The sequence below is a fragment of the cyanobacterium endosymbiont of Epithemia clementina EcSB genome (assembly GCF_029919255.1).
GTDB lineage: Bacteria > Cyanobacteriota > Cyanobacteriia > Cyanobacteriales > Microcystaceae > Rippkaea.
Map to the genome: position 1 here is coordinate 1609182 of NZ_CP123991.1, position 26799 is coordinate 1635980.

Annotated in this window: 12 protein-coding genes, 1 tRNA gene, 2 rRNA genes and 1 pseudogene; 11 read left to right on the forward strand and 5 right to left on the reverse strand. The window is 36.5% G+C overall.

The window, feature by feature from the left end:
* Positions 1-49: 49 nt before the first annotated feature.
* The 3 genes from P3F56_RS05240 (at position 50) to rrf (ending at position 3445) form a co-directional block, all read left to right on the forward strand.
* A tRNA-Ile gene (locus P3F56_RS05240) sits at positions 50-123 on the forward strand.
* A 249-nt stretch (positions 124-372) separates the two neighbouring features.
* Positions 373-3245: ribosomal RNA gene (locus P3F56_RS05245) — 23S ribosomal RNA — on the forward strand.
* An 82-nt stretch (positions 3246-3327) separates the two neighbouring features.
* Positions 3328-3445 (forward strand): 5S ribosomal RNA (gene rrf / locus P3F56_RS05250).
* A 194-nt stretch (positions 3446-3639) separates the two neighbouring features.
* Here rrf and cofG read toward each other — a convergent pair.
* Positions 3640-4632: a 7,8-didemethyl-8-hydroxy-5-deazariboflavin synthase subunit CofG gene (gene cofG / locus P3F56_RS05255; protein ID WP_281151886.1), complete on the reverse strand. Its 993-nt coding sequence runs from the start codon at positions 4630-4632 to the stop codon at positions 3640-3642.
* Between the two features lie 819 nt (positions 4633-5451).
* Here cofG and P3F56_RS05260 point away from each other — a divergent pair.
* The 4 genes and pseudogenes from P3F56_RS05260 to P3F56_RS05275 all read left to right on the forward strand — a co-directional run.
* Positions 5452-5876, forward strand: a pseudogene (locus P3F56_RS05260) (fructose-bisphosphatase class II); the annotation flags it as partial.
* 306 nt (positions 5877-6182) lie between these two features.
* Positions 6183-7469, forward strand: a complete 1287-nt coding sequence (locus tag P3F56_RS05265) for a glutamyl-tRNA reductase (RefSeq protein WP_281153732.1) — start codon at positions 6183-6185, stop codon at positions 7467-7469.
* 1587 nt (positions 7470-9056) lie between these two features.
* Positions 9057-10082 carry a phosphoribosylformylglycinamidine cyclo-ligase gene (gene purM, locus P3F56_RS05270; RefSeq protein WP_281151887.1) on the forward strand — a complete coding sequence of 342 codons (1026 nt, stop codon included), beginning with the start codon at positions 9057-9059 and terminating at the stop codon, positions 10080-10082.
* A gap of 2370 nt (positions 10083-12452) precedes the next feature.
* Positions 12453-12545 (forward strand): RNA-binding S4 domain-containing protein, encoded by a 93-nt coding sequence (locus P3F56_RS05275; RefSeq protein WP_281151888.1) that lies wholly within the window; start codon positions 12453-12455, stop codon positions 12543-12545.
* An 867-nt stretch (positions 12546-13412) separates the two neighbouring features.
* Here the strand turns inward: P3F56_RS05275 and P3F56_RS05280 are convergent.
* Entirely contained in the window at positions 13413-15095 is a 1683-nt protein-coding gene (locus P3F56_RS05280) for a DUF3352 domain-containing protein (RefSeq protein ID WP_281151889.1), read from the reverse strand.
* Between the two features lie 173 nt (positions 15096-15268).
* On the opposite strand from P3F56_RS05280, the gene P3F56_RS05285 reads away from it, so the two are divergent.
* From P3F56_RS05285 to P3F56_RS05300, 4 genes are all read left to right on the forward strand, one after another.
* Positions 15269-15619 carry a rhodanese-like domain-containing protein gene (locus P3F56_RS05285; protein ID WP_281151890.1) on the forward strand — a complete coding sequence of 117 codons (351 nt, stop codon included), beginning with the start codon at positions 15269-15271 and terminating at the stop codon, positions 15617-15619.
* A 361-nt stretch (positions 15620-15980) separates the two neighbouring features.
* Positions 15981-17066: a heat-inducible transcriptional repressor HrcA gene (hrcA, locus tag P3F56_RS05290; protein ID WP_281151891.1), complete on the forward strand. Its 1086-nt coding sequence runs from the start codon at positions 15981-15983 to the stop codon at positions 17064-17066.
* Positions 17067-18564: 1498 nt separating this feature from the next.
* Entirely contained in the window at positions 18565-21078 is a 2514-nt protein-coding gene (locus P3F56_RS05295) for a glycogen/starch/alpha-glucan phosphorylase (RefSeq protein ID WP_281151892.1), read from the forward strand.
* 969 nt (positions 21079-22047) lie between these two features.
* Positions 22048-23439: a hemolysin family protein gene (locus P3F56_RS05300; RefSeq protein ID WP_281151893.1), complete on the forward strand. Its 1392-nt coding sequence runs from the start codon at positions 22048-22050 to the stop codon at positions 23437-23439.
* A 213-nt stretch (positions 23440-23652) separates the two neighbouring features.
* Here the strand turns inward: P3F56_RS05300 and P3F56_RS05305 are convergent, their stop codons facing one another.
* The 3 genes from P3F56_RS05305 to P3F56_RS05315 all read right to left on the reverse strand — a co-directional run bounded on the left by P3F56_RS05305 (position 23653) and on the right by P3F56_RS05315 (position 26057).
* Entirely contained in the window at positions 23653-24906 is a 1254-nt protein-coding gene (locus P3F56_RS05305; protein WP_281151894.1) for a serine hydrolase, read from the reverse strand.
* A 75-nt stretch (positions 24907-24981) separates the two neighbouring features.
* Positions 24982-25755, reverse strand: coding sequence for an RNA methyltransferase (locus tag P3F56_RS05310; protein WP_281151895.1), 774 nt, complete (start codon positions 25753-25755; stop codon positions 24982-24984).
* Positions 25756-25856: 101 nt separating this feature from the next.
* The gene (locus tag P3F56_RS05315) at positions 25857-26057 is read right to left on the reverse strand and encodes a hypothetical protein (protein WP_281151896.1); all 201 of its coding nucleotides are present in this window, start codon (positions 26055-26057) and stop codon (positions 25857-25859) included.
* Positions 26058-26799: the final 742 nt, after the last annotated feature.

A 26799-nucleotide genomic window follows, 5' to 3' on the forward strand; every position in this document is an offset into this window, starting at 1 on the left:
AGGGAAAACTGCTTGTATTAGCTTCTAAACTGGAATTGGTTCGGAACGAGGGCTATTAGCTCAGGTGGTTAGAGCGCACCCCTGATAAGGGTGAGGTCCCTGGTTCAAGTCCAGGATGGCCCACCTAAATACAATGTGTGCTTTTTAAAGCAACATTCAAACATGGGTCCAGCACCGAGTCTTACTTGGATAAAGTAGGACAGACTGCTGGGCAGTTAAAGTCCAGTAAAGTACCTTGAAAACTGCATAAAAACGAGAAAACGGTCATATTCTTATGTTATTAGTTAACGCGTTGTTAATACGTTGTTAACTGAAGCGTAAAAAAATACTGTCCGTGTAGAAAAGTCCAAGTGATAAGTACCATATTGAAATGGTCAAGCTACAAAGGGCTAACGGTGGATACCTAGGTACACAGAGGCGATGAAGGACGTAGTTACCGACGAAACGCTCCGGGGAGCTGGAAACAAGCATTGAGCCGGAGATATCCGAATAGGGCAACCTTAAACACGGCCACCTGAATACATAGGGTGGTGCGAGCCAACCGGGCCAACTGAAACATCTTAGTAACCCGAGGAAAAGAAAGCAAAAGCGATTCCCCCAGTAGCGGCGAGCGAACAGGGAACAGCCTAAACCATCAGCTTCGGCAGATGGGGTTGTGGGACAGCAACATGGACTGTAGCGGTTAGACGAAGCAGCTGAACACTGCGCCAGAGAAGGTAAAAGCCCTGTAGTTAAAAACTTAAACAGCCTAGCTGAATCCCGAGTAGCACGGGGCACGAGAAATCCCGTGTGAATCTGCGAAGACCACTTCGTAAGGCTAAATACTCCTGTGTGACCGATAGTGAAATAGTACCGCGAGGGAAAGGTGAAAAGAACCCCAGTAAGGGGAGTGAAATAGAACATGAAACCGTTAGCCTACAAGCAATGGGAGGACGATTTAACGTCTGACCGTGTGCCTGTTGAAGAATGAGCCGGCGACTTACAGGTTGTGGCAGGTTAAGGGGAAATACCTGAAGCCAAAGCGAAAGCGAGTCCGAATAGGGCGCTAGTCACAATTTGTAGACCCGAACCCGGGTGATCTAACCATGGCCAGGATGAAGCTTGGGTAATACCAAGTGGAGGTCCGAACCGACTGATGTTGAAAAATCAGCGGATGAGCTGTGGTTAGGGGTGAAATGCCAATCGAACCCGGAGCTAGCTGGTTCTCCCCGAAATGCGTTTAGGCGCAGCGGTTGTGTACCATGGCGGGGGGTAAAGCACTATTTCGCTGCGGGCTGCGAGAGCGGTACCAACGTGAGATAAACTCAGAATACCCGTTATGCATCAACCAGTAAGACGGTGAGGGATAAGCTTCATCGTCGAAAGGGAAACAGCCCAGACCACCAGCTAAGGTCCCCAAATGAATACTAAGTGATAAAGGAGGTGGGAGTGCACAGACAACCAGTAGGTTTGCCTAGAAGCAGCAATCCTTAAAAGAGTGCGTAATAGCTCACTGGTCAAGCGCTCCTGCGCCGAAAATGAACGGGGCTAAGTATTCTACCGAAGCTGTGGACAGGAAACTGTGGTAGGGGAGCGTTCTATGTAGGGTGAAGCACTAGCGGCAAGCAGGTGTGGACAGCATAGAAGTGAGAATGTCGGCTTGAGTAGCGAAAATATATGTGAGAATCATATACCCCGAAACCCTAAGGGTTCCTCCGGAAGGCTCGTCCGCGGAGGGTTAGTCAGGACCTAAGGCGAGGCTGAAAAGCGTAGTCGATGGACAACGGGTTAACATTCCCGTACTGATTAGAAATTGTGGCGGGGGACGGAGAAGGCTAAGTCAGCCGGATAATGGTTACCGGTGTAAGTATACGAGGTATTGAGGGACGGAGAAAACGTCCTGAGCTAAGTTGCGAGTCCGACTCTCTACGGAGAGGAAGTGACTGATGTCAAGCTTCCCAGAAAAGCCCGAACCACGTTAATTTCTAATTACCTGTACCCGAAACCGACACAGGTAGGGAGGTTGAGAATACTAAGGGGCGCGAGATAACTCTCTCTAAGGAACTCGGCAAAATTACCCCGTAACTTTGGGAGAAGGGGTGCCACCGAGAGGTGGTCACAGTGAAGAGGCCCAGGCGACTGTTTACCAAAAACACAGGTCTCCGCCAAGTCGTAAGACGCAGTATGGGGGCTGACGCCTGCCCAGTGCCGGAAGGTTAAGGAAGTTGGTTAGGGTAACCGAAGCTAGCGACTGAAGCCCCGGTGAACGGCGGCCGTAACTATAACGGTCCTAAGGTAGCGAAATTCCTTGTCGGGTAAGTTCCGACCCGCACGAAAGGCGTAACGATCTGGGCACTGTCTCGGAGAGAGGCTCGGCGAAATAGGATTGTCTGTGAAGATACGGACTACCTGCACTTGGACAGAAAGACCCTATGAAGCTTTACTGTAGCCTGGAATTGAGTTCGGGCTTTTCTTGCGCAGGATAGGTGGGAGGCTTTGAAGTCTGGCTTGTGGGTCAGATGGAGCCAATGGTGAGATACCACTCTAGAAAGGCTAGAATTCTAACTTTAACCCGTTAGCCGGGGAAAGAACAGTTTCAGGTGGGCAGTTTGACTGGGGCGGTCGCCTCCTAAAAGATAACGGAGGCGCGCAAAGGTTCCCTCAGGCTGGTTGGAAATCAGCCGTAGAGTGCAAAGGCATAAGGGAGCTTGACTGCGAGACCTACAAGTCAAGCAGAGACGAAAGTCGGCCTTAGTGATCCGACGGCACCGCGTGGAAGGGCCGTCGCTCAACGGATAAAAGTTACTCTAGGGATAACAGGCTGATCTCCCCCAAGAGTTCACATCGACGGGGAGGTTTGGCACCTCGATGTCGGCTCATCGCAACCTGGGGCGGAAGTACGTCCCAAGGGTTGGGCTGTTCGCCCATTAAAGCGGTACGTGAGCTGGGTTCAGAACGTCGTGAGACAGTTCGGTCCATATCCGGTGTAGGCGTAAGAGCATTGAGAGGAGCCTTCCTTAGTACGAGAGGACCGGGAAGGACGCACCGCTGGTGTACCTGTTATCGTGCCAACGGTAAACGCAGGGTAGCCAAGTGCGGAGCGGATAACCGCTGAAAGCATCTAAGTGGGAAGCCCACCTCGAGATGAGTGCTCTCACAGGGTTAACCTGGTAAGATCACGGGAAGACTACCCGTTTATAGGTGCTAGGTGGACATTCAGTAATGAATGAAGCCGAGGCATACTAACAGATCGAGGGCTTGACCTTCTATATTACTTTGAACTTTTACTTTGAACTTTTTTTCTCGTTTTTTGCAGTCTTGAGGGTACTTTTCTTAATCATTTCACTTCCTGGTGTCTCTAGCACCGTGGACCCACTGCGATACCATCCCGAACTCGCTTGTGAAACGCGGCAGCGGCCAAGATACTTGTGGGGTAGCCCACCGGGACAATAGCTCGATGCCAGGATTAATTATTAAACAAATAGCTTGCCTTCTTTGAGGGCAAGCTATTTGTTTAATAATTAAAACTTATAATTTTTTAAGTTTTAATTATTAAATGTTGTTTTTTATCGAATTAAATTCTGTTTGAAATTAATTTTGAAATTAATTCCGTACCTAACCTAATCTACAAAATAGATTCAAGACTGATACTGATAATATCTAGTAATTTTTATTTTGACTATGAGAAGGATAGTTTATTGTACTCTGTTGGTTTCTCCAGTTTTCCACAGCTTGCTTTAATGATAAAGGTAACCAACAATCGTATTGGGGATAAATAGGAAGACGAGGAACTAAATTCCATTTTTGAGATTGGAGAAGTTCAAATAGTTCTTGATGGGTTAAATGAGGATAATTTGGATTAACTTCATCTTTTGGGCTAATTCCACCTAAATCTTTGGCTCCTGCTTCTAAACAATCAAGTAAACAAGAAGGGTCTAAGATTAAATTAGGAGGAATTTGTAGAGTAATGTTGTTAGGTAAAATTTGTCTTGCTTTGGCTATTATTTCTGGTAGTTTAGAAGGATTGAAAGAAGGGGTTAAAAAGGCTTGTTGGTGTCCTAAACTATGGGGTTGTAAGATAACTTCTTGAATGTGGCCCCATTTTTGATGAATTTGGGTGATCGCTCCCAATGTTTCCCACCAATCATCAGAATTTTCTCCAATTCCTAATAAAAGTCCTGTGGTGAAGGGGACTTTTAATTGTCCTGCCCATTCCAACTGTTGTAAGCGCAATTGAGGAACTTTACTAGGGGCGTGGCGATGAACAGTTTCTAATAATTTAGGAGTAATTTGTTCTAACATTAACCCCATCGATACATTGACAGATTTGAGAGTTTTCATCTCAGTAAAACTTAATGGTCCAACGTTAGTATGGGGTAAAAATCCTAGAGATAAACTCAATTGACACAGCTCATAAATTCTCTGTAACCAAGATTGTCTTTTTGGAGAATGGGGATGAATTTCTCCGCTAAGAATAAGTATTTCACAAACATTTTGTTCTTGAAGAGATTGTGAGATTTGCCATGCTTTGGGAATACTTAACCACGAATCTTGACCAGGAGCAACTCTAAAATTGCAATAGGTACAACGATTGAAACATTCATAGGTAACAACAAGAGTATAAGCAGGACTGTAAGTAATAGTACGGGACATGGGATAGTTAAATTTTAAAGTTCTTGATCTATTTTCTTGTTAATTTTTAAATTTAAAAGTTAATTGAGGATTAAGATTAGTAGCTTTGAATTTACAGACATTACGATGAAAGTTGATGCTCGTCATGGTTAATGAATAAGATTAAATTAAGATTAGAAAATGCAATGTCATTTCTAGATAAATTATCTAAGAAGAAAAAAAGATTATATAATAATCTGAAAAGTATAAAAAACTTTAAATAAAGAAAATATCAAATATTTTAAATAGCTTTTAGACGAAATAATTTGTAAAGAGTAGATTTTTTTACATAAAGAAGTAAATAAAATTTAAACTACTGCAAAAATAAAAAAAATAAAAAAATAAATATGATTATTATTTTTTGAGAAAAACTTAGTGTAGATAAGTAGTTTAGTTAAGACAAAGCTAATAAAATAGGATAAAAAAAATTATACTAATGTTTTAGACTGACGTATAGTCCGGACAAATGTAATAGATGAGAAATTGCATCAAATACTAAACTCAGTTTAATCAATGAGATTCTAAATTCAAAATAACTAACTATTACCTATTATCATATTTTAATTCAAAAAATAATAATTTGATTGAGCAAAAAAATAGATTTAATAGCAACTTGTTTTTCTTGTGATTTAATGACTAAAAATATTCATGGCAATAAAAAAATAACTATATTAATTTGCATTAAATAGAAAAAAGTATCTATTTATCTAAAAATAGATTTCAAATGACATGTAATCGATATTTAATTATTTATCGAAAAAATATATACTTAAAAATTAAAATAAATAATTTAATAGGGATTCAATTGCTTTTGAAGGAACCAATATTTATGCTTTAATGGAGATCGGAGCAGCTCCCGAAAAGGTTATTTCAGCTGCGGACATGCGTTGTTTAGATGGACATTTTCAAGGACAGTTAGTCTATGATTCCGCAGTTGTTAAAACTGGTTTAATTAGCGAAAGCAAAGAGGGAAACCTAGCACGACTCAGAGAAATGGGCATCGAAGATCCTGATCGGAATCTATAACGCTGATGAATTAGCCTGTGGTGAAACTGTTCTCTTTGCTGCTTGTGGAATTACCCCGGGGATTTTTAATGAAAGGGGTTCGTCTCTTCCATACAAGAGCCGGGACTCACAGTTTAGTTATCTCCAGTCAATCTAAGACAGCCCGTTTTATCGATAGAGTTCATCTGTTTAACAAACCTAAGTCCATTAATCTTCACTAGATCGCCTCAGTTGCAATTGAAATGTGAGGAGTAAGAGACCATAAGGGCGAACAATTTCAGATTCCATCGCTTAGGAGTAGTGTCCGTATAGGAGTCTGGAATGGTAAGGCTTTTGAGTAGAAATTTTTGGAGCTCCCGATTCCCAAGCTCCTAGTTTCTGTTTTAAATTTTATAAGGTTTATTTCGATAAATATTAGCTATAGTGGCTATTTAGATATAAATTATCCAAATCAAAGAGAGCAGAACTTAAATTCTTAAATTTTTCATTGCTTAACAGTGCAAGATCGAATCCTTGTAGGAGAACACATGAATATTGCCGTTGTGGGTTTAAGCCATAAAACAGCCCCCGTCGAAATCCGCGAAAAGTTGAGTATTCAAGAAGCAAAACTCGAAGAAGCTATTGTCCATTTAAGAAGCTATCTCCACATCGACGAAGTAGCGATTATTAGCACCTGCAATCGTTTAGAAATTTACGCAGTGGTTACTGATACAGAAAAAGGGGTAGTAGAAATTAATCAATTTCTATCTGAAGTGGGTCATTTATCGTTAAATTCTCTACGACGATACCTATTCATTTTGCTCCACCAGGATGCAGTCCGTCATCTGCTTCGAGTCTCTGCGGGTTTAGAAAGTCTAGTCTTAGGGGAAGGACAAATCTTAGCCCAAGTGAAAACTACTCACAGATTAGCTAAAAAATACAAAGGTATTGGGCGATTGCTTGATCGTCTCTTCAAGCAAGCTATAACTGCTGGCAAACGGGTTCGAAGCGAGACCAATATCGGAACTGGAGCTGTTTCTATTAGTTCTGCCGCGGTAGAATTAGCCCAAACTAAAGCCAAAGATTTTACCAATCGTCGAGTGACCATTATTGGCGCGGGAAAAATGGCTCGTTTGCTGGTGCAGCATCTTTTGGCTAAAGGGGCAACTGATATTACTGTCGTCAACCGTTCCCAACGACGTGCCCAAGATTTAGCTAATAAATTTTCTCAAGCACCTCTTACCTTGAAACCTCTTGATGAGACGATGCAAGTAGTAGCTGCTTCCCATATTGTTTTTACTAGTACAGGAGCCACAGAACCAATTTTATGTAAGGAAAATCTTACTGAGGCATTAGATCCCAATCATTTCTTGATGTTGTTGGATATCTCAGTTCCCCGTAATGTAGCTGCTGATGTCCAAGAGATGGATATCATTGAATCCTACAATGTGGATGATTTAAAAGCAGTGGTGGCTCAAAATCATGAAAGCCGTCGTCGGATGGCACAAGAAGCTGAAAGACCCCTTGAAGAAGAAATAAAAGCCTTTGAGTTGTGGTGGCGTTCTTTAGAGACAGTTCCCACTATCAGTTCTCTGCGAACTAAAGTAGAAGGTATTCGAGAACAGGAATTAGAAAAAGCTCTATCTCGTTTGGGAACTGAATTTGCTGAGAAACACCAAGAAGTAATTGAAGCTTTAACACGAGGAATCGTTAATAAAATTCTCCATGAACCAATGGTACAATTGCGAGCCCAACAGGATATTGAAGCTCGAAAACGTTGTCTTCAATCTCTGCAAATGTTATTTGATCTAGAAATAGAAGAACAATTTAGTTAGAGATTAGAATTAAGTTGAGTGATTTTTGAGGGAGACGTTTGTTGAAAACGTCTCTGTTTTCTTTTACCCTAAATATTTTTTATGATTTATAATTCTGATTGTCTTGGGGTAGCTTGTGGGAAATACTATATTCTAGCCTTCTAAAACTTTCAACCCATTAATTTTCTTACTTTAGTGTGTAACAAAAAAAGTTTTAGAAGCTTAAAAAAATATAATTTAGCAAAATTTTAAAATAAAACTTGGCTGTTAAGTTACGGTTTGCCAGAGTGAAAAGCTTATTCATTGTTAATTTTATCAATGATCAATAGTCATATCAACTATCGATAACTCCCATTTTTTAAAACCTAGCCTCTTCTATTTTTTATCTTATTTCTGATAATTTAGTTACGCTATATATAGCTTTTTTTTAAAAAAATTAATATAAAAATTATTTTCTATTTATACTTGATAAACATCCTGAAATTAGAAGATAACATCAGTTGATTAAATTATTGCGGACAACTCTATTATAACTTTTTATGGTAAGTTAAGTGCAAGTATTTTTAAAAAAAATCTATTCTAGAACTGTTTAAAATAACCTATTTATAGAGAAAATTACATCAGATAAAAGCTTATAAAGTTGCCGAGATAATGTTTGAAGGTAAATATGATTTAACTAAGGAAGTTAAATGAATTTTTGCTAAAAGCGGTTACCATAAAAAATATGAATCAAAACAAAATAAATTAAACTTCAATTACTTAAATATAGAGAGAAAAAATAATTTGCTTGTGTTTACCCAAAGAAACTTTGTAAAAACAAACTGTATCACTGAAGAAGCTGAAAAAGCCTTCATGGTTATTAGCTAATGTAATGATAGATGAGATGATCTCTTTAACCGATATTACTACACAAGGGGACAGGATTGCTACTTCTGGAGACCAGCTCATGTCCTTAACAATCAGTTTCGGATGAACATGGGTCTATCCTCTTGTTCCGAACTAAAGGCAAACTAGGCTACAATTAGATACGTAACAATACGGATATTGGTCAATAACATTTTAAAAAGTAAAGTCTACTCTAAAATTACTAGTCTAAAACTAACTGGGGAATTACTATTAACAGTGTTGCCCCAAATTACATTTAAACTTTAGCCTGGAATATTTTTCAATTTCATGAAACTTCAAAATTAGAATAATTGTTGCTTAGCAAAGCAATAAAAAGGTATTCTGCACGCTGTCATCTTTAATTCTGTTACCCGAGCATAATTGAGAAAATACAGTAATATCAATATTTTAATCAAAATTCATTTGAATTTATCAATAGGCATTCAACTTTAAAGAAAGAGAGTATTTTTATGTTCAGCAGGACGTAATTGACATCTTAGAAAAGTCCTCAAATGACCTCAAAAAATATCAAAAAAAATGTTTATCTGCATAATTATGAATAAGTTTTGGAAACTATGATAAGGTAAATCGTTTATCATCCATTTTCTGAACTTAAACAAATTATCCAAACCTAGTTAACCCTTTTGGAGCAAAAATAAAGAATAAACGAAAGTGGATAAATACAGTTTAAGATATAACTCGGGAAACCGTTACAAGATATCTATGGATTATCGAGAAGCAGGAGTAGACATACAAGTAGGACGATCCTTCGTTGAAAAAATTCGTCGGGGAGTTGAAAGTACCTATCGTAAGGAAGTATTAGGGGGACTTGGTGGGTTTGGGGGATACTTCGAGTTACCCCAAGACTATCGAAATCCTGTCCTGGTCTCAGGAACCGACGGTGTAGGAACTAAACTGAAAATAGCCCAAGCACTGGACCAACATCGTACCATTGGTATTGACTTAGTAGCCATGTGTGTTAACGATGTCTTAACCTGTGGTGCTGAACCTTTATTTTTTCTAGACTATTTAGCTACTGGAAAACTAAATCTACAACAACTTAGCGATGTTGTTGAGGGTATTGTTGAAGGGTGTCGTTTGAGTGATTGTACTTTATTAGGGGGAGAAACCGCGGAAATGCCAGGTTTCTACCAGGTTGGGGAATATGATGTGGCGGGGTTTTGTGTGGGAATTGTGGAAAAAAATAAAATTCTTGATGGTTCCAAAGTCAAGATCGGAGATATTGTCATTGGACTTGCCAGTAGTGGCGTACACAGTAATGGCTTTAGTCTGATTCGTAAAATAGTAGAGCTCAATGGCCTTGATTGGAGCGATGGCCGTGAAATATTTGACGGACAAACCCTAGGGGAGGTTCTCTTAACCCCCACCCGACTTTATGTGAAACCAATCCTCGAGGCATTAAACTTAGGAATAGAGATTAACGCCATGGCACACATTACAGGGGGAGGAATACCAGAAAACCTACCTCGCTGTTTAAATAAAGGGCAATCTGTCGTTATTAATCCCCAAAGCTGGGAAATTCCGCTAATTTTTCGCTGGATAGCTCAGATTGGTAACATTAGCCAGCCAAGTCTGTTGGAAACGTTTAATATGGGAATCGGGTTTGTGGTGATTGTACCATCCCAACAGACTACATCAACCCTAAATTTTTTTGAACGCCAAGGAGTTCCAGCCTATCAGATCGGTAAAGTTGTAGAAGGAACTGAAGGAATTATCATTAACAGCTAACGCCCAAGTTAACCCTAACTTAACCAAGCTTACATGTTGTAAGCTTCTATCCTTCAATTTTTTGTGGGGTCGATAAATAGTAAATTATTAAATGGATTAACTAATATCAAGGTTAAAATAACTTAGAAATTGGTAATAAGGAAAACACTGTTTTCCTTCAGTTATTATTTTGAATAACTAGTAAAAAGATTCATTTTGATGACAATTAGAGTAACCTCGAGAATTCTTCGTTGTGGTTGATGGTAGAAATTTTTAGTAAAATCTTATAAGTTCCACCATTTAAACACCTTGAATTGAGAAAATTTAAGCTTTTACTAAGTTCTTGCCTTAATTAGGACGACCATAATTTAGACTAAAATTTATAATTATCATGTCATAGTTAGACAACTTTTATGAAAGTTAGATCTAAAGATAATTAATTTAACTGACTACACAATCAGGTGCTTTATTATTAATAGTCTGATGGAAGATACTTAATAATGAAGTTTAATAATAATTCGATTATTCCTTGAATTTCTATTAATTTATTAATGTATAATAGGTTGCAAGCTTTGCAAAGTTAGCCCAGTCATTTGGCTCAATAATAAATAAATTTCTTATCTCCAATTAGCCTGTCGTCTGTTTTGTTTTATTCCTTATTAGGATAGGATCGCTTTGCTGGTGATGTTAAAGTATTCAGGCTGAATATCGTAAGTATTGCCTCGTTATGTCAACTTAACCCTTTCTACAAGAATAAATGACTTTAAGCTTCTGCGTTTCTTCCGATTTAGCTAATAAATGGGGTGAAGATGTCAAGCAATACTGTTAATTTGAAGTATTGGATCGGTCGAGTGGCAAAATACACCTCGCACTTCATACCCAGACCTCATGCAATAAGTACTTATGTATTTATCTATTTACTTTAATGGTGTAAGATTTATTTAGTGACCTATTGTTTTTTCTCATAAACTCTATGGCTATTATCTCTCTTAAGACCTGGTGTCTAGAGAAATATGAACTGTCCGAGAGGTCATTAGGCGCCCCCAGATGTTCGACTGAATCTTGATAGTTTACTTAAACTGGGATTAAGGACAGATTTTTTAGATGACAAACAGATCATTGAGGAGTCTGTCTGGTTTCAAGCATACCTAGATGGGGATATCGTAGAATTTTTTGTTGAAGACAGTAGGGGTATGTGATCTCGAATTTGGATTTAATTTCCCAAGAGATTTACTTTAGCAGATACGATCTTGTAGCAACCTTAGAACCTATTATTCTTTTTAGTGATCAGACCTAGTATTCTGCCGCCAGTAACACTATTAAAGCTATAATAGAGGAATCTCTAAGTCAGTATAGTCAGCGAGGACAATTTCCTTTAACTCCTGAACTTCCTCTCCGTCCTGAAGACACACCATTACACCTAAGCAATAGTAAACTGTGTCAACTTCGAAAAAGTATCTCATTTATAGTCGACACAACCCCGATTATAGGCATTCAACAACAACCAAAGTCTCGATTGCTGTTTGGTTCAAATATTTGCACAGACTGGGGCTATGCATTACAGAGTAAATATACTGGACAAATTTTATTAGTTCATCAAGAGCGTCTTAAATTTGACCCTAAAAAATTTATAAATGTTCTTACTAAAAACATTTAATGAGAATACATTGTATTTCATCCTTCAAGTATTATAGCGATTCGTGTTGAACCTACTTCCTTTAGGAGTGTAGAATGAGGTTAATGACGGTAAAGACCTCAAAAAAGAACTATTCTTTGCACTTCAGGATAAATATTTATCTTAGTTTTGGTCCAACTAACTATCCTGCTCCGACACAAAAAGCCTAAAGATTCTTCAATTTTAAGCGAACCAAACTAGAATCTTCTCTTTCAAAGAGTAATAACCTCCTATAAGTTAATTAACTTATAGGAGGTTAACCTAAATCATCAGAACTATAGCGACGAAGCGTTAAGCGATTTTTTTCTCTTTCTCTAAAGAGAAAATTGAAAAAGTACTCTACAAAATATCTTCTATTGGTTAAATTTGAGTAAAAAACTTCCCAGACTCTTAAAATCTTCCTGTTGCGTTCCTATAAACTTACGTAAATAATTTATTCTCTTTTAGACTAGCTGTGACAAAATCATAATAGACAACAGTTGAAAGTCGTGTTTTGTAACTTATCAGATACCAAATTTGTAAGACTCAGTTCAGGAGAGCCAGAATCTTTTAGGATTTTGATATAAAGAGTAAACCTAGAAAAAAATATTAATTAAGTTATAATTGACTTTTAATCTAATCGAGAACAGATAACTATAAAACTAGGTCAGTTTCTTAACTAAAAAGGACTGGTGATAACTAGAGGGAAAGTATGGTTACAGATTTAAAGATGAGAGGTGTTAGTAAATGGAATAATAGAAACACGGCGAGATCGACAGTTAACTAATGGCGATCAAGTTTTAATCAATTATGAAATCTGTCTAGTTTAATTAGAAATTATTATTGAATAATAGTTATTTTCAAAATCAATGACAGTTACTGGTGATTCAAAAATTATTTATATATCTCGATAATGATGAAATACTAACTAACTAGAAAGTATCTCGTTCTGAATAAACGTTTAGAAAATGCTTTATGTCTATCTATATAAGAAATTAAAGTTAACTTTAAACTGTCTTAATCGATATCTTTTAGAGTAACTTCCTTCAGCGAGATTTTGTTTGACTGCATTTATACATTCTTCAAATTACTCGTAGTTAAATTATGTTCATATTCAAACATCTTTCCCGTAATTTCACGAGCTTTTATTTGATGCCATTCTCCTATATTTAGTTCTGGACTCTAATTTGGTAGACAAAAGAATAGATACAGTCATTATCAAGAACAATGATTGTATCTATTCCTTTATCTATAACGTATTTTCTATCTTAATTAGAATAAATTTTTTAAAAATTTATTCTATTCTTTTTATTTAATTTATTTTTGTAAAAACTTTCCATATTCTTGTATTCAAACATCATATTTATGTTCTTATTCTGGTCCTATAGAAAACTTTTAGGTCGAGAGTTAACTTTTATTGTTTGTGCTCTTATAATACTGTTAGCTTGATTTTTATACAGGCTAGTATTTGCCAATTACTCATTTTTAAGTACTTTTTTATCTTACACTTATTTAAGTTCACTTACTTAAGTTAAGTCAAAGTTTTTTGTGCTTTAGGCAATCAGCAAAAATCAAGAAGTGATCGCCCTGACACAAAGAGCGATTAGTAAATAAATATAAAAACTAAAAAAATAAGTAGGAGTCAACAAGTATTAAGTCTTACCAATAACTATTAACTTTCAACTATCTTCTTTAATTTAATGAACACCTAAATTAAAAAAGATAGTTGCACGGCGAATACCATTTTCTTTTCCTTGACTACTTACTGTTAGGGACCGCAAATTGTTTAATAGAGGTTTAATAGACAGTTCAACTACTTTAACAATCGGAAATTTTCGCTCTAGTAATTTTTTTCCTTGACTCCAATCTATATAAAAATAACCGTCATTTTCAGGGGGTAATGCTTCAACAGCTTGTTGTAATTTTCTACTACGAATTAAAGTTATTTCCGGAGTTGAAAGTGCTTGAAACATTGCTTCAACTGAAGTAGCAAAAATCACATAATCATCCACTTCTGCATGAACACCACTAACTCTCGCTTCCAAAGAAGTTAAATTATCCTTATTTCCCATTGCTGTGTTAAATTTTGTCCAAACAGTTACAGTGTTATTTAATAATGGTAAATTTCCTACACTATATCCCTGTTCTTGTGCTAGTTTATCAAAGTTTTCTACCCACTCAGAAAAATTTACATCTGGTACCTTTTTAGCCACAAAAATCCCGTCAGGTTCCCCTCTACCCAAACTAGGGATAAGAGCTAAGCTAAATTCTCCTTTAATAGATGGAAAAACCTTTTCAGATAAATCTAATCCTAAAGGTTCTTGAACAGAGACTAGGATGCGATTTAATAACTGTTGTAGGGGACTCTCGTTTGCTAGTCCTGTCTCAATTTGACTCCATAATTGATTTAAGTTAGTTCCCGCAGCTGTCAAGATGCTGTTAACAGGTACATATGCTAATGCACCCACAGGTTTGGATAAAGCAGGAGGTTCTTCCCCTTGTTCTGATCCCCCAATCAATGCTGTTTGGGCAACTAACCCCCTAGATTTGACAGAAAAAGCGACTGTTAAAGTTTGAGTAATTTCAGGAATTTCAGGAATGGGTAAATTGCCTAACCAAGCGGATAGAGCTGGAAAATTAGCATAAACGATGCCAATACGAGGTTCAGTAATCGTTTTTAACGCTTCTTGATAGTTAGGAGAATTTTTCAGGTTTAATGTTCTAACTTGAACATTATTGATAGCATCCTTCAAGATTTTGGGATCATTTGCAAATAACACCAAATCGTCTAGGATAGCTGTGGCAGAAAGACGAGTATTAATAGGGTTATCGCGGTGACGTTGATAAATTAAATTGACCCCTTTGTAGGATTCAAAAATCAGATCTGAGGTTCCAGAAATCGCGTCTTTAGAATAGGAACTCTGAAGGAATATTTTGGCTAACTCTTTATCTTTAGTGGTGACAGCTAATAAATAACCAGGTTGAACCCCATTGTCTGGGTTGCGATCAAAGTCTAGGGAAGTCACAGCTAAGGTAATTTCTTCCCCTAACCAAGGTCGAATCTGAGTTTTATAATCGAGCCCCGTTTTAGACAAAAGTTGCTTTTCAAGGGAAAGGAATTCTCGATGTAACCTCCGTCTTCCCTTAGGAAAGGTAATATACTGGGACAAGGATTCCAGACGATCAGGATTAACAAGTAACGAGACCATAACTGGAGCTTGTTTCGGAATAAAAACCGCCGTTATGGGTTCCCTAAGAACGCCTCCTGGCAAGAGCTTGAGAGGACTCTGTCCCAAGATCCAATACAGATTACTACTAGCCCCAAACAAGAGGATGAGGACACTAACAGCTAAGATGATGAAAAAAGAACGAAGCTTCACAATAATTCATCGTTTGTGATCAATGACTACCTTTGATTGTAGTCGTCATTGATCACAAAATTTTTAAGAAAACCCTAATCTTGAACGAAACATCCTAAAGTAATTTTTTTCTCTCTCCTCCTCAAAACTGTTAAGCTGGGCTATCGAACGATTTTTTAAGACGACTGTTTTGTATGCCTCAAAATTTATCCATTCCTCAAATTACTGTCACAGAACTAGCTGAACGACTAGCTCAAGCCAAAGATGAATTACAATTGATAGATGTCCGAGAACCACATGAAGTGATGATCGCTTATATCAAAGGGTTCAAAGTACTTTCTTTAAGTGAATTTAGGAGATGGTCAGATACAATAGCAACAGATTTTAATCCCCATGCGGAAACCTTCGTTATTTGCCATCATGGTATGCGTTCAGCTCAAATGTGCCGCTGGCTACTGAATAATGGTTTTACTAATGTTAGGAATATTATTGGTGGCATTGATGCCTATGCTCTCTGCGTTGATCCAACCATCTCTCATTACTAATACTTTTTCACAATTACTATGAACTAAACACTGTTTAAAGGATTTTTGTTTAACATCCCTTTCGGATCTAATGTGATCAATTACGTAGCTGATAACTTTCAAAACTCTTGTTCTGACTTTATTCTATAACTCCAAAAACTTTTTCTTTATAGAAACCAAGTTTTTATAGCCATGTAAACCTTGCTAAACAAAACTTTTTGTTCTTTTTATAATTTCATTCCACTAGTCTAAAAGAACTTATTTAGTTAAACGGTTTTACTATAAGGGATTATCATAGCAATTTCCTATACTAAGAGATATTTGCGCTTTTTGATTACTATAAATTCTTTCATCAAATTTTAGTCTTTATGCCTTTATTATTATGACTGTTAAATACGCTTTAACTAAACGTTATCAAAACATTCTACGGACAACTATCCAACATTATATTGCTACAGCTGAACCAGTAGGCTCAGAAACTTTAGTTCAAGAATACGATTTTAGTGTAAGCTCGGCTACTATTAGAAAAGCTTTAGGAAAATTAGAAAAAGCTGGTTTTCTCTATCAACCTCACACTTCGGCCGGTCGAATTCCTTCTGACTGTGGTTATCGAATCTACGTTGATAATTTAATTACACCTGACAATTACATTAGACAAAAAATTGAAAAATATTTAAACGAAAAATTACAAAAAGAGACCTTTAACTATGAAATGCTATTGCAAAAGTCAACTCAAATATTAGCAAATTTTAGTGGCTATATCGCCTTAATTACACTTCCTCAAAGTTCTCTAAATCAATTACGTCATTTACAATTAATACCTGTCTCGTCAAGCCAAGTTATTCTAATAATTGTTACAAATAGTTATCAAACTCAATCTATTCTAGTTGATATTCCTAAATCTATCCTCAACGAAAAGCTTAATGATGAAAGATGGTTAGCACAAGAACTACAAATTATCTCTAACTTTTTAAATAGCCATTTAAAAGGAAAAAGTCTGTTAAACTTGGTCGCTTTAAATTGGCAGGATATCGACAATAACCTCATTCATTATACAGGGTTTTTAAAAGCTCTATTACAACAGATATCAGATTATTTAAAATCATCTATTTCAACCCCAATTATGATACACGGTCTTTCAGAAGTTTTGCATCAACCGGAATTTTCTCAATTAAAACAGGTGCAAACTCTACTCTATTTATTAGAAGAACAACAAGATAAGCTATTACCATTAATTTTTGAAGTTCCTGAAGTTGAATTATTAACAACTCAACGAGTTACTATTAGAATTGGTTCAGAAAATCCCCTAGAGTCAATGCATCCTTGTACTTTGATTTCTGCTATCTATAAACAAAGAAATATCCCAGTAGGAAGCGTTGGCGTTATTGGTCCAACTCGTATGGTTTACGAGAATATAATTCCCTTAGTAGAATCAACGGCAGACTATTTATCTGAGGTCTTAAGTTAGACCATTATTATTCTAATTGTAGTCAAGTAAAAACAGAGCGTAATAAATTTGGCTTTAATTACTTAATTATACAGATATAAAATAACTTATTTTTTCAACGTTTATTTAGAGCTAATCATCTGACATTTTAGTATCATTAATCAATTTTTCCGAAGAAAACTAAGACTTGGTTGAGACATTTCTAGCTATCAATAATAAATTGAAAAACCATTTAACCACGAAAATAATTTTTCTTAACAGAACAATAAGAACATTAGAAATAATTAAAAATATTAGTTTATAGAGCTGTTTTACTTTAGTTTTTTTTACTATTTTAAACTTGATTGAAATTAATGTAGTTTACATTTAGTTTATTTTTTAAAATTGATTGATAGGTTATTTAGCTGGTTTAACTAGATTAATTTTAATTTGGTAATTGTATAAATTTTTTAGTTTTATCCGTATAAAAAGTTCATAAAAACTGTTTAATATTATCATTGTTGTAATTATTTTTTTATTCTATAATTTTAATTCATCTTGAAAGTAAGCATAGATTTATTTACTAATATAGCTAAGATACATGGCGTATTTTTTGAAAATTTATTTTACAAAGTAATAGTCAAAAGCAATAGATTATTACTGCTATTAGTTTATATTTGATAATTTCTAGAACATTTTTAGTTTTTATAACCTACTTTATTTAAGTTCTTCAAAAATTGGTCAATATTTTCTTATAAGTCAGATTATTATTTCGTTTTGCCGTTTTAAAAATTGAGCTAAAAACTATTTTAATTTTTAGCTATATTAGCTATTTATGCTGGAGCAGTTACTTTTATATAAAAGAATCTATTATTAACTTATTCGGTGATGTTTTACTGTTAATTTTAAGTCTTTTTCTAAAAAAATGACAAATAACTGTTAAAATCGCCAATAAAACAATACCCAAGAGATTTTTTTGTATTTATTTTAAGAATAAAAGTTATATATTAATGTAACTTTTAAAAATAACAAATATTGTCTTATAAGTTTTAACAAAAAAATCTAAATTTATTTAGTTATTGATTTTAGTAATTATGATATAAATTTTTAATTTTGTTGAGATTAATAAAAAATCGAGTGAGAATATATTGATTAATCAGTTAAATTGCATATAATGTGCAACATAGAAATACTATTTTTTATGTTTGAATGTCCGTAATTTTAATAAATTTAAAGAAGATAGACTCACTGAATGTAAATTTTTACACCACTTTTCTAAATCTAAATCCTCATGAAGAATTGCTATATAGCAGTTTCCATATATTTTAAACTAGATAACAATCATTCACTCGATTAAAACCATTAATGATTAATCTTTAGTCTTTTTTAAAAAATAAGTTTGTCAGCAAAACTTAACTAAAAAACTGTAGTTCCAATAATAATCGCTTATGCTGGCTAGTAGTTGCTTAATCTGTACTAGCATCATCCTGTTAAACTGACTTAGGATTATCAATGCATAGAGAAAACTTACGACCTTAATATGGATACTTTTACCCCTCAGTCAAACATTAAAGTGGAAGATGATCGCACCGGGATGAGTGTGGAAACACTGAAACGTGCTTTCCTAGACAACCTCTTCTACCTCCAAGGCATTGATCGCTCCAATGCCTCTTTGTATAACTATTATGTAGCTATCGCTTATACTGTCCGCGATCGCCTTCTGCATCGCTTCCTTAAAACAATAGAAACCTATAAAAAAGAAAAAGTAAAAATCGTATCTTATTTCTCGGCTGAATTCCTCATGGGTCGTCACCTAGGGAACAACCTAATCAACCTAGATATATATGATAAAATGCGTCAAATCGTCGAGGAATTAGATCTTGATTTTGACAAAATTATTGAACAAGAACCAGATCCAGGACTAGGTAACGGAGGCTTAGGTCGTTTAGCTGCTTGTTTTCTTGATTCTCTTGCTTCTCTAGAAATTCCAGCTATTGGCTACGGAATTCGTTACGAATTTGGAATTTTCCATCAAACCCTTAGAGATGGCTGGCAAGCAGAAATTCCTGATAACTGGCTACGATTTGGCAACCCATGGGAATTACCTCATCCCACCGAGAGCGTAGAGGTTAAGTTAGGGGGCCATACCGAAATGATTCACGATGAAGCAGGTAACATGAGAATGGTATGGATCCCAGCCCGTACTATCCTTGCCGTTCCCTATGACACACCCGTTCCAGGCTATCAAACCAACACCGTAAACCCCCTACGTTTGTGGAAAGCAGAAGCCAGTGAAGCATTTAATTTTGATGCCTTCAACGCTGGACAATACGACCAAGCAGTAGCCGAGAAAATGGATGCAGAGACTATTTCTAAGGTTCTTTATCCTAATGATAATACTCCCGCAGGCCGACAACTCCGTTTGGCGCAGCAATACTTCTTTGTTTCTGCTTCCTTACAGGACTTAATTCGTATTCATCTAAGGACTCACAATAGTTTAGATGATTTCCATGAAAAGGTTGCGGTCCAACTTAACGATACTCACCCTGCTGTGTCCGTCGCTGAATTGATGCGGTTATTAATGGATAAACACAATTATTCTTGGGAGAAAGCTTGGGATATAACCCAAAAAACCCTCGCTTATACTAACCATACTCTGTTGCCAGAAGCATTAGAACGTTGGCCAGCAGGATTATTTGCTAGTCTTCTCCCCCGACATCTAGAAATTATTTACGAAATCAACTATCGTTTCCTTGAAGATGTAAGGACCTGGTTCCCTGGAGATGAACAGTTGATATCTAGTCTATCTTTGGTCGAAGAAAGGGAAGAAAAGCTAATTCGCATGGCTAATTTGGCTTGTGTTGGTTCCCATGCGATCAATGGGGTAGCGGCTTTACATACAGAACTCTTGAAAAGAGATACTCTCAAAGACTTTGCTAAGCTCTGGCCTGAGAAATTTTATAACAAAACCAATGGGGTCACACCACGCCGTTGGATTTTACTGTCTAACCCAGAATTAGCTACTTTAATTAATGAAAAAATTGGGGATGGTTGGCTCAAAAATTTGGATGAAATGCGGAACATAGAAGCTGTTGTTCATGATCCCGACTTTCGTCATCGTTGGCGTGAAGTTAAACAAGGCAATAAACGCAGCTTAGCGGCTTATATCCTCAAACACAGAAACATTCAAGTTGATCCTAATTCCCTATTTGATGTTCAAGTTAAGCGAATTCATGAGTACAAGCGGCAACATTTAATGGTTCTACACATCATTACCCTATATAATCGCATCAAACAGAATCCTCATGTCGATATTCTTCCTCGAACCTTCATTTTTGGTGGTAAAGCAGCTCCTGGCTACTTCTTAGCTAAGTTGGTCATTAAATTAATCAACGCCGTGGCCGAAGTTGTTAATAAAGATCCCGATGTTCGGGGCCGATTAAAAGTTGTCTTCTTACCTAACTTTAACGTTTCTTTAGGTCAACGGATTTATCCAGCCGCTGACTTATCCGAACAGATTTCCACTGCCGGCAAAGAAGCTTCTGGAACCGGTAACATGAAGTTTGCTATGAATGGGGCATTAACCATCGGAACCTTAGACGGAGCGAACATTGAAATTCGTGAAGCAGCTGGGGCTGAAAACTTTTTCTTGTTTGGTTTAACGGCCGAAGAAGTTTACGATCTCAAGGCTAATGGATACAACCCCATAGATTATTATCATAACAATGAAGAATTACGGGGTGTTATTGACCGCATTGCCAGTGGCTACTTTAGTCATGGAGATGGGGAATTATTCCAACCCATTGTTGGTCCCTTAATGTCCCATGATCCTTATATGTTGATGGCTGATTATCAATCTTATATTGATGCCCAAGAGGCCGTTAATCATGCATACTGTGATCATGAAAAGTGGACAGATATGTCTATTCTGAATTCAGCGCGGATGGGTAAATTTTCTAGTGATCGCACGATCAGGGAATATTGCAAAGAAATTTGGAATGTTAACCCTGTCACTATCACAATCGAAGATTACAATCCGGCAACGTCTGGTTAATTTTTCCTCGGTTAAGAATCATCTGGGAATAGATTATCCCTGTTGAAATATGAGGTAAAAGAAGTCTAGTCTTGTTTTTTGACCTAAGCAGAGAGTAGGGAGCAACAACCGTTGACCCTACTTATTTTCGATTTATATTCTAACTGTTGAATATTAAAATCGTGTTGAGGTTGACTGCAAATAACTTTAAGGTAACATTTCAAGAAATATCAGTATTTATTTTGAAAATCTGATGTTTGAGCAATTTATCCAGTTGAGGAGGAATAACTGCTCAAAATCTCCTCGCAAATTTATTTATTGACTAGTTCATGGTTCGTTTGAGGCTTTTAAGGAATTGCGCCTCTACTATCATGTAGTAGCAACAATACCGAATCAAATTGTACTGCACACAGCAATAAGATAGCTTGTAAGTTAGAATAGTCCTCGGACTGTTCATCATCATTATAGTCAGTATAACCACCGTCAAGTTAGTATCTGACAAATTACGTCTAATCAAAAATGATTTCTCAATACTTTCTGACAATAAAAATAATGATCACAGGTACTTCTTAACTAGAGAACCTAGACGAGACACCTTTGTGAAATTTAGTGAACTTTTTCCCAACCTTTACTACAGTTCCCACAATTTAATTGTCTAAAATTAAAGGAGAATTTTGTCGGCTTAATTTCTCATCAGTAATACGTAAGTCTGTCGAAGGTAGAAATAAGGAGTTAAGCAACTCTTGAAGAGATTTATAGCGTACTATAATTGATAGTACACACGATTTTCAGTGATTTAGTTACCAACATTAATCTAATTATATAAATTGAGTTTTAGGATCTATAATGGAAATGTTTTCTCTCAACGAGAGTTTAAAGCTTTATGGTTGGTTCAAAATTAGCAATTACTAGCCTCAAATAACAATTTAGTAAAGATTGAATTTGCAAAATTTAGAGGTTATTAATAATGATTACAAGCTTTATTTTTCAATGAATAGTTTGAGTCTTAGTGAAATCTTACTACGTCTTTTATTAGTATTTTTACTGATTGCTATTAATGCCTTTTTTGTAACCGCCGAATTTGCTATGGTGTCGGTGCGGCGGTCACGCATTAGTCAATTAGTAGAAGCTGGTGATCTGCAAGCTCAAACTGTCCAATCCCTACAGCGTAGTATTGATCGTCTTCTCTCAACCACTCAATTAGGAATCACTCTTTCTAGTTTAGCTCTCGGTTGGATTGGAGAAGGAACCATGGCAGTTTTGGTTAATCCTCTTTTGAGGAATATGCCGTTTGCGCCTAAATTGACCCAATCCCTATCCTATAGTCTTGCTATCCCAGTTGCTTTTTTGCTAGTTGCTTATTTACAAATTGTGTTAGGAGAACTCTGTCCTAAATCTGTTGCTTTGATTTATTCAGAGAAGTTAGCTAGATTCTTAGGTCCTCCCATTGGGGTAATTGCCCAAATCTTTAACCCTTTTATCTGGATTTTAAATCAATCAACTCGCTATTTATTATGTAGTGTTGGGATTAAATACATGAGGGAAAGACGATACAACCAAGTGACCTCAGAAGAACTTCAATTGATCATTGCCACTGAAGGAGAATCAACTGGTTTAGAAGCCAAAGAACGAGCACTACTGAAAAATGTCTTTGAATTTGGCGAGGTAATGGCTGTTGAGGTAATGGTTCCCCGTACTCAATTAATTGCCATTTCTGAGGAAGCAACTTTTGGGGATTTACTTGAAGAAGTCGCCATTACTGGTCATTCTCGTTATCCGGTTAAAGGAGATTCCCTTGATGATATGTTAGGCTTTATTGATTTTAAAGATTTAGCTCCTCCGTTGGCTCAAGGAGAATTAACAAAGGAATCTTCTTTGCGTCGTTGGCTCAAACCAATTAAATTCGTCTCTGAATCCATGCCATTAGATGAATTACTATCTGTAATGCAGAGATCACAGTTGAAAATAGTGATTGTCGTAGATGAATTTGGAGGAACTTCTGGATTAATTACTCTTCAAGACTTAATTGCAGAAATTCTTGATAGTGATTTAGAAGAAACTCGGACAGAAGATATTTCTCTACAAATGTTGGATGATCAAACATTTTTAGTAAAAGCTCAAATCAATCTCGAAGAACTCAATAAAGTTTTAGACTTAGAGTTACCGCTAACGGATGAATACCAAACCTTGGGAGGATTCTTACTCTATCAGTGGCAGAAAATTCCTTCTATAGGGGAAACTTTATTCTATGACAATTTAGAATTTACAGTTGTCACAGTTGAACCCCCTCGTTTATTGCAAATTCGTCTCCATCGTCTAGAAGGATCTGTTGCTGAAATTATTGAAGATAAAATTGTTGATTATCAAGAAAATAGGGAATAGATGCGAATAGGCCGATCAAATTACACTGATTAGTCCAAATCAGTCCTACGCAACGAGTAATCGCTTCTTCTTGAGAATTGAAAAGCACCCAAGGTGGACCCTATCAGTTTTTTATTTTCTACTGAAATGAGCTTACAGTGACCTTTGAGGAGATCTCCTTTTTAGTTTTCTTTCAGCCTTAACAGTAGTTTCTCGAAACGGTTGAGCGAGTTTTTAAGGTTTAACATTTTGATTAGGTTTATACCATTTTAAGTGTTGATAAACGGTGCGAGAAAAATCTTGAATGATCATTCTCCCCATGACGTCATTGTAGGAACGTTCGGCAAAGACAGCTCCAATATAACGCTTACCGGTGGGAATATCGATGATGCCAGCATCTCCTAGAATCGTACCAATATCCCCTGTTTTATGAGAAATAATTGCACCCTGTTCCAGTCCTTGGGGTAATAAGGTTTGAGTACGTGTTTTTTGCATAATTCCCAACATACGATCACGTGATCGTACTGTCAATAAATCCCCCCGTTCAACGCGAGCCAATAATTGTACTAAATCTTTGGGACTGGTGGTATTTGTCCCTTCTAAATCGGGTAAATGATTATTAATCTCTGTGCTGGTTAATCCCCATTCCTTAAAACGTTTATTGAGAACTTCTTTACCTCCCAGACGACGGACTAACATATCCGTGGCTGTATTATCGCTGATAACAATCATTTTTGTGGCAGTTTCCAAGGCACTAAACTTAGTACCAGGTTCCTGATATTGCATACTTCCTGACCCTCCAGTGATAATTTCTTTGTCCATAGTTAGCATTTCGTCTAGATAGATTCTTCCGGCATCTAACTCTTCGAAAAAAGCGACAAGAACAGGGATTTTAATGGTACTAGCAGCAGAAAGAGAAGTATCTCCATTAAAATTGACATAGTTACCGTTATCTAAATCGATAAACCAGCCTTGAGGCTTGACTTTAGCGTATTTCTCTTGGCTGGCTACCTTTTCTAATTTGGTTTTGAGATGAGTTAATTCTTTCCCTGGGGGAATAGTTGTTGTGTTGTTAATAGTCGCTGTAGGGATTTTTTCTTCAAATTGCACAGACTCTTCAGAAGCTGTCAGTTGGGTAGAATTAAAGTAGGTGGCAAGTAAACTGGTGGGAGCGAATACGGTTAAAATTGTTCCGGTAATCGCACTTACTCCCACCCCCATAATACCTAAACGGAGAATATACAAAAACAAGACAGTCATCAAATTGGAACGAGAATTTTTAGCGCGCCGATCAAGAAGTTTGGCAGAAACCGTTGAGGTTGAAACCCTTTGGCGAGGAAGTCGTCTGGTTGAAGGCCCTACCCCAGAAACACTATTTATCTGTTGAGGACGAGAACTACTTTTGCCATTGATCGAACGACCAGAAGAGTCATTGTTAATTGCACTACTTTTGGGATTATAGGAGGAATTAATCATTCGACGGGGCATAGTCTAAGAATCCTTGCAATTAAAATAAATTGAAGAAGAGACAAGTTAAAACAACACTTGCAACCTTAATCAGTATCAATCTGATCGAGATAATTTACTTTTGTGACTGTAATTGTCGGGTAAATGTTGCCATATGGAATTAATCTGTCCAAGAATTCCTCGCAGTAAAGCCACTTCTTCAGCACTTAAGTTTGAGCGGTTATAAAGACGGCGGAGTTTTTCCATTTTAGCCTTAGCCGTATGGGGAAAAAGATAACCCATCTTTAATAAAACCATTTCGAGGTGTTGATAATAGCCTTCGAGTACATCAAAAGATGCCAGTTTTGAAAAGGAGGTCGAAGGGAATGAAGAAAATTCCAGAGGGATTTGGGCAGCTTGGTATAGTTCATATGCGCAGATAGCAACGGACTGGGCAAGATTTAAAGATGGATAAGCCGGGCTAGCCGGAATACAGAGAAAACGTTGGGCGTAATTGAGTTCTTCATTACTTAGTCCCCGATCTTCCGGTCCAAAAATTAAGGCACTGGGGAGGTTTGAGGTTAATAACCAGGGGAGGGCTTGACTGGGAGTTTCTAGAGGAGTCGGAAGGCTACGAGGGCGGGCTGTAGTAGCTATCGTTTGCTGACATCCTTGCAATGCTTCAGGTAAACTGCCTACTTGTTGAACTTGTTCTAAAATGTTTAGACCATGAACAGCCATTAATCGCGCTTCTTCCCCCAAAGGATCACAATGAGGGCTAACTAAAATTAGCTGTTGTAACCCCATATTTTTCATGACTCGCGCTACTGCTCCCACATTCAATGGGCCAGCAGGTTCAACTAAAATAATTCGGACTTGCGCTAAAGACATGATTGACGTCACTTTCTAAATTCATCAGGTGCCCCCAGTATCATCCCATTTACATAGACAATAATGAAAGCCTTTTCATAGATAAACAAAAGAGTCAACTGTTAGCGAGTTTGGCGAGATGCTAACTTTTCAATTGTTGCCTGGGTTTCTTGCAATAGTCGGGGGGAAGGATCTTCAATTCTTGTTAAAGAGGGAACAAGACTACGAGAATGTAATGCCATGTAGAGTTGCAGTTGAGCCACGTAATCCTGTATGTTTTCCTGCATGGCTTCTGTATTGGTTGAAGTCGTTTCCACTTTCAAGATACCTTCCTAAAATTAAGTGTGTAATTTGGTTGATTAACTACTCTACGAAATTATCATGTTATTATGGATCTAAGGATGGATAATAACAAATTTTACATACTTCTAAACATACCGTAATATTGCCCTTCAAAAAACTCGGAATTTTCATTAGTCAACCGAATTAACTATTATAGAAACTAGCTTCATAAGCTGAAATGTTCTAATTGTTTAGATGTAGATTAAGCTACACCAGAATAACTTTTTAAAAAAATTGATGCAAATATCATCTTTGATGTTCCTAAGATTACCTATCGTTTTATTTTACTTAACTTGTGGAGATTAATGTTAACCCCTCATAAAAAACCTCTATTTAAATAAAGTAGATGATTCTAAGCTCTAAGTAGACGTGAAGAAAAAAAATTATCTTGTATCTCTACATTCAAGCAACTAGAGTTAACCTTGTATTGCTTTAATTAACATTGTTCAGAATAATTTCTTTGAACAAGACTCTGTTTAACTGCCTTAGCTAAATTATAATCATCTTTTTTAATTATCTTTAAAAGATACTTCTGACAATTTTATGAGCTTTTATTTTATGCCATTCTCGTTCTATTACATTTAGTTCTGGATTCTAATTTGGTATAAAATATATATAATCTTTTTCCTTCTCATTTTTTTAGTTTGGCTTTAACTAAATAATTTGTATGCACCAAGTCATTATTAAGAACAATTACTATATTTATGTTTTTGTCTTTGCTGT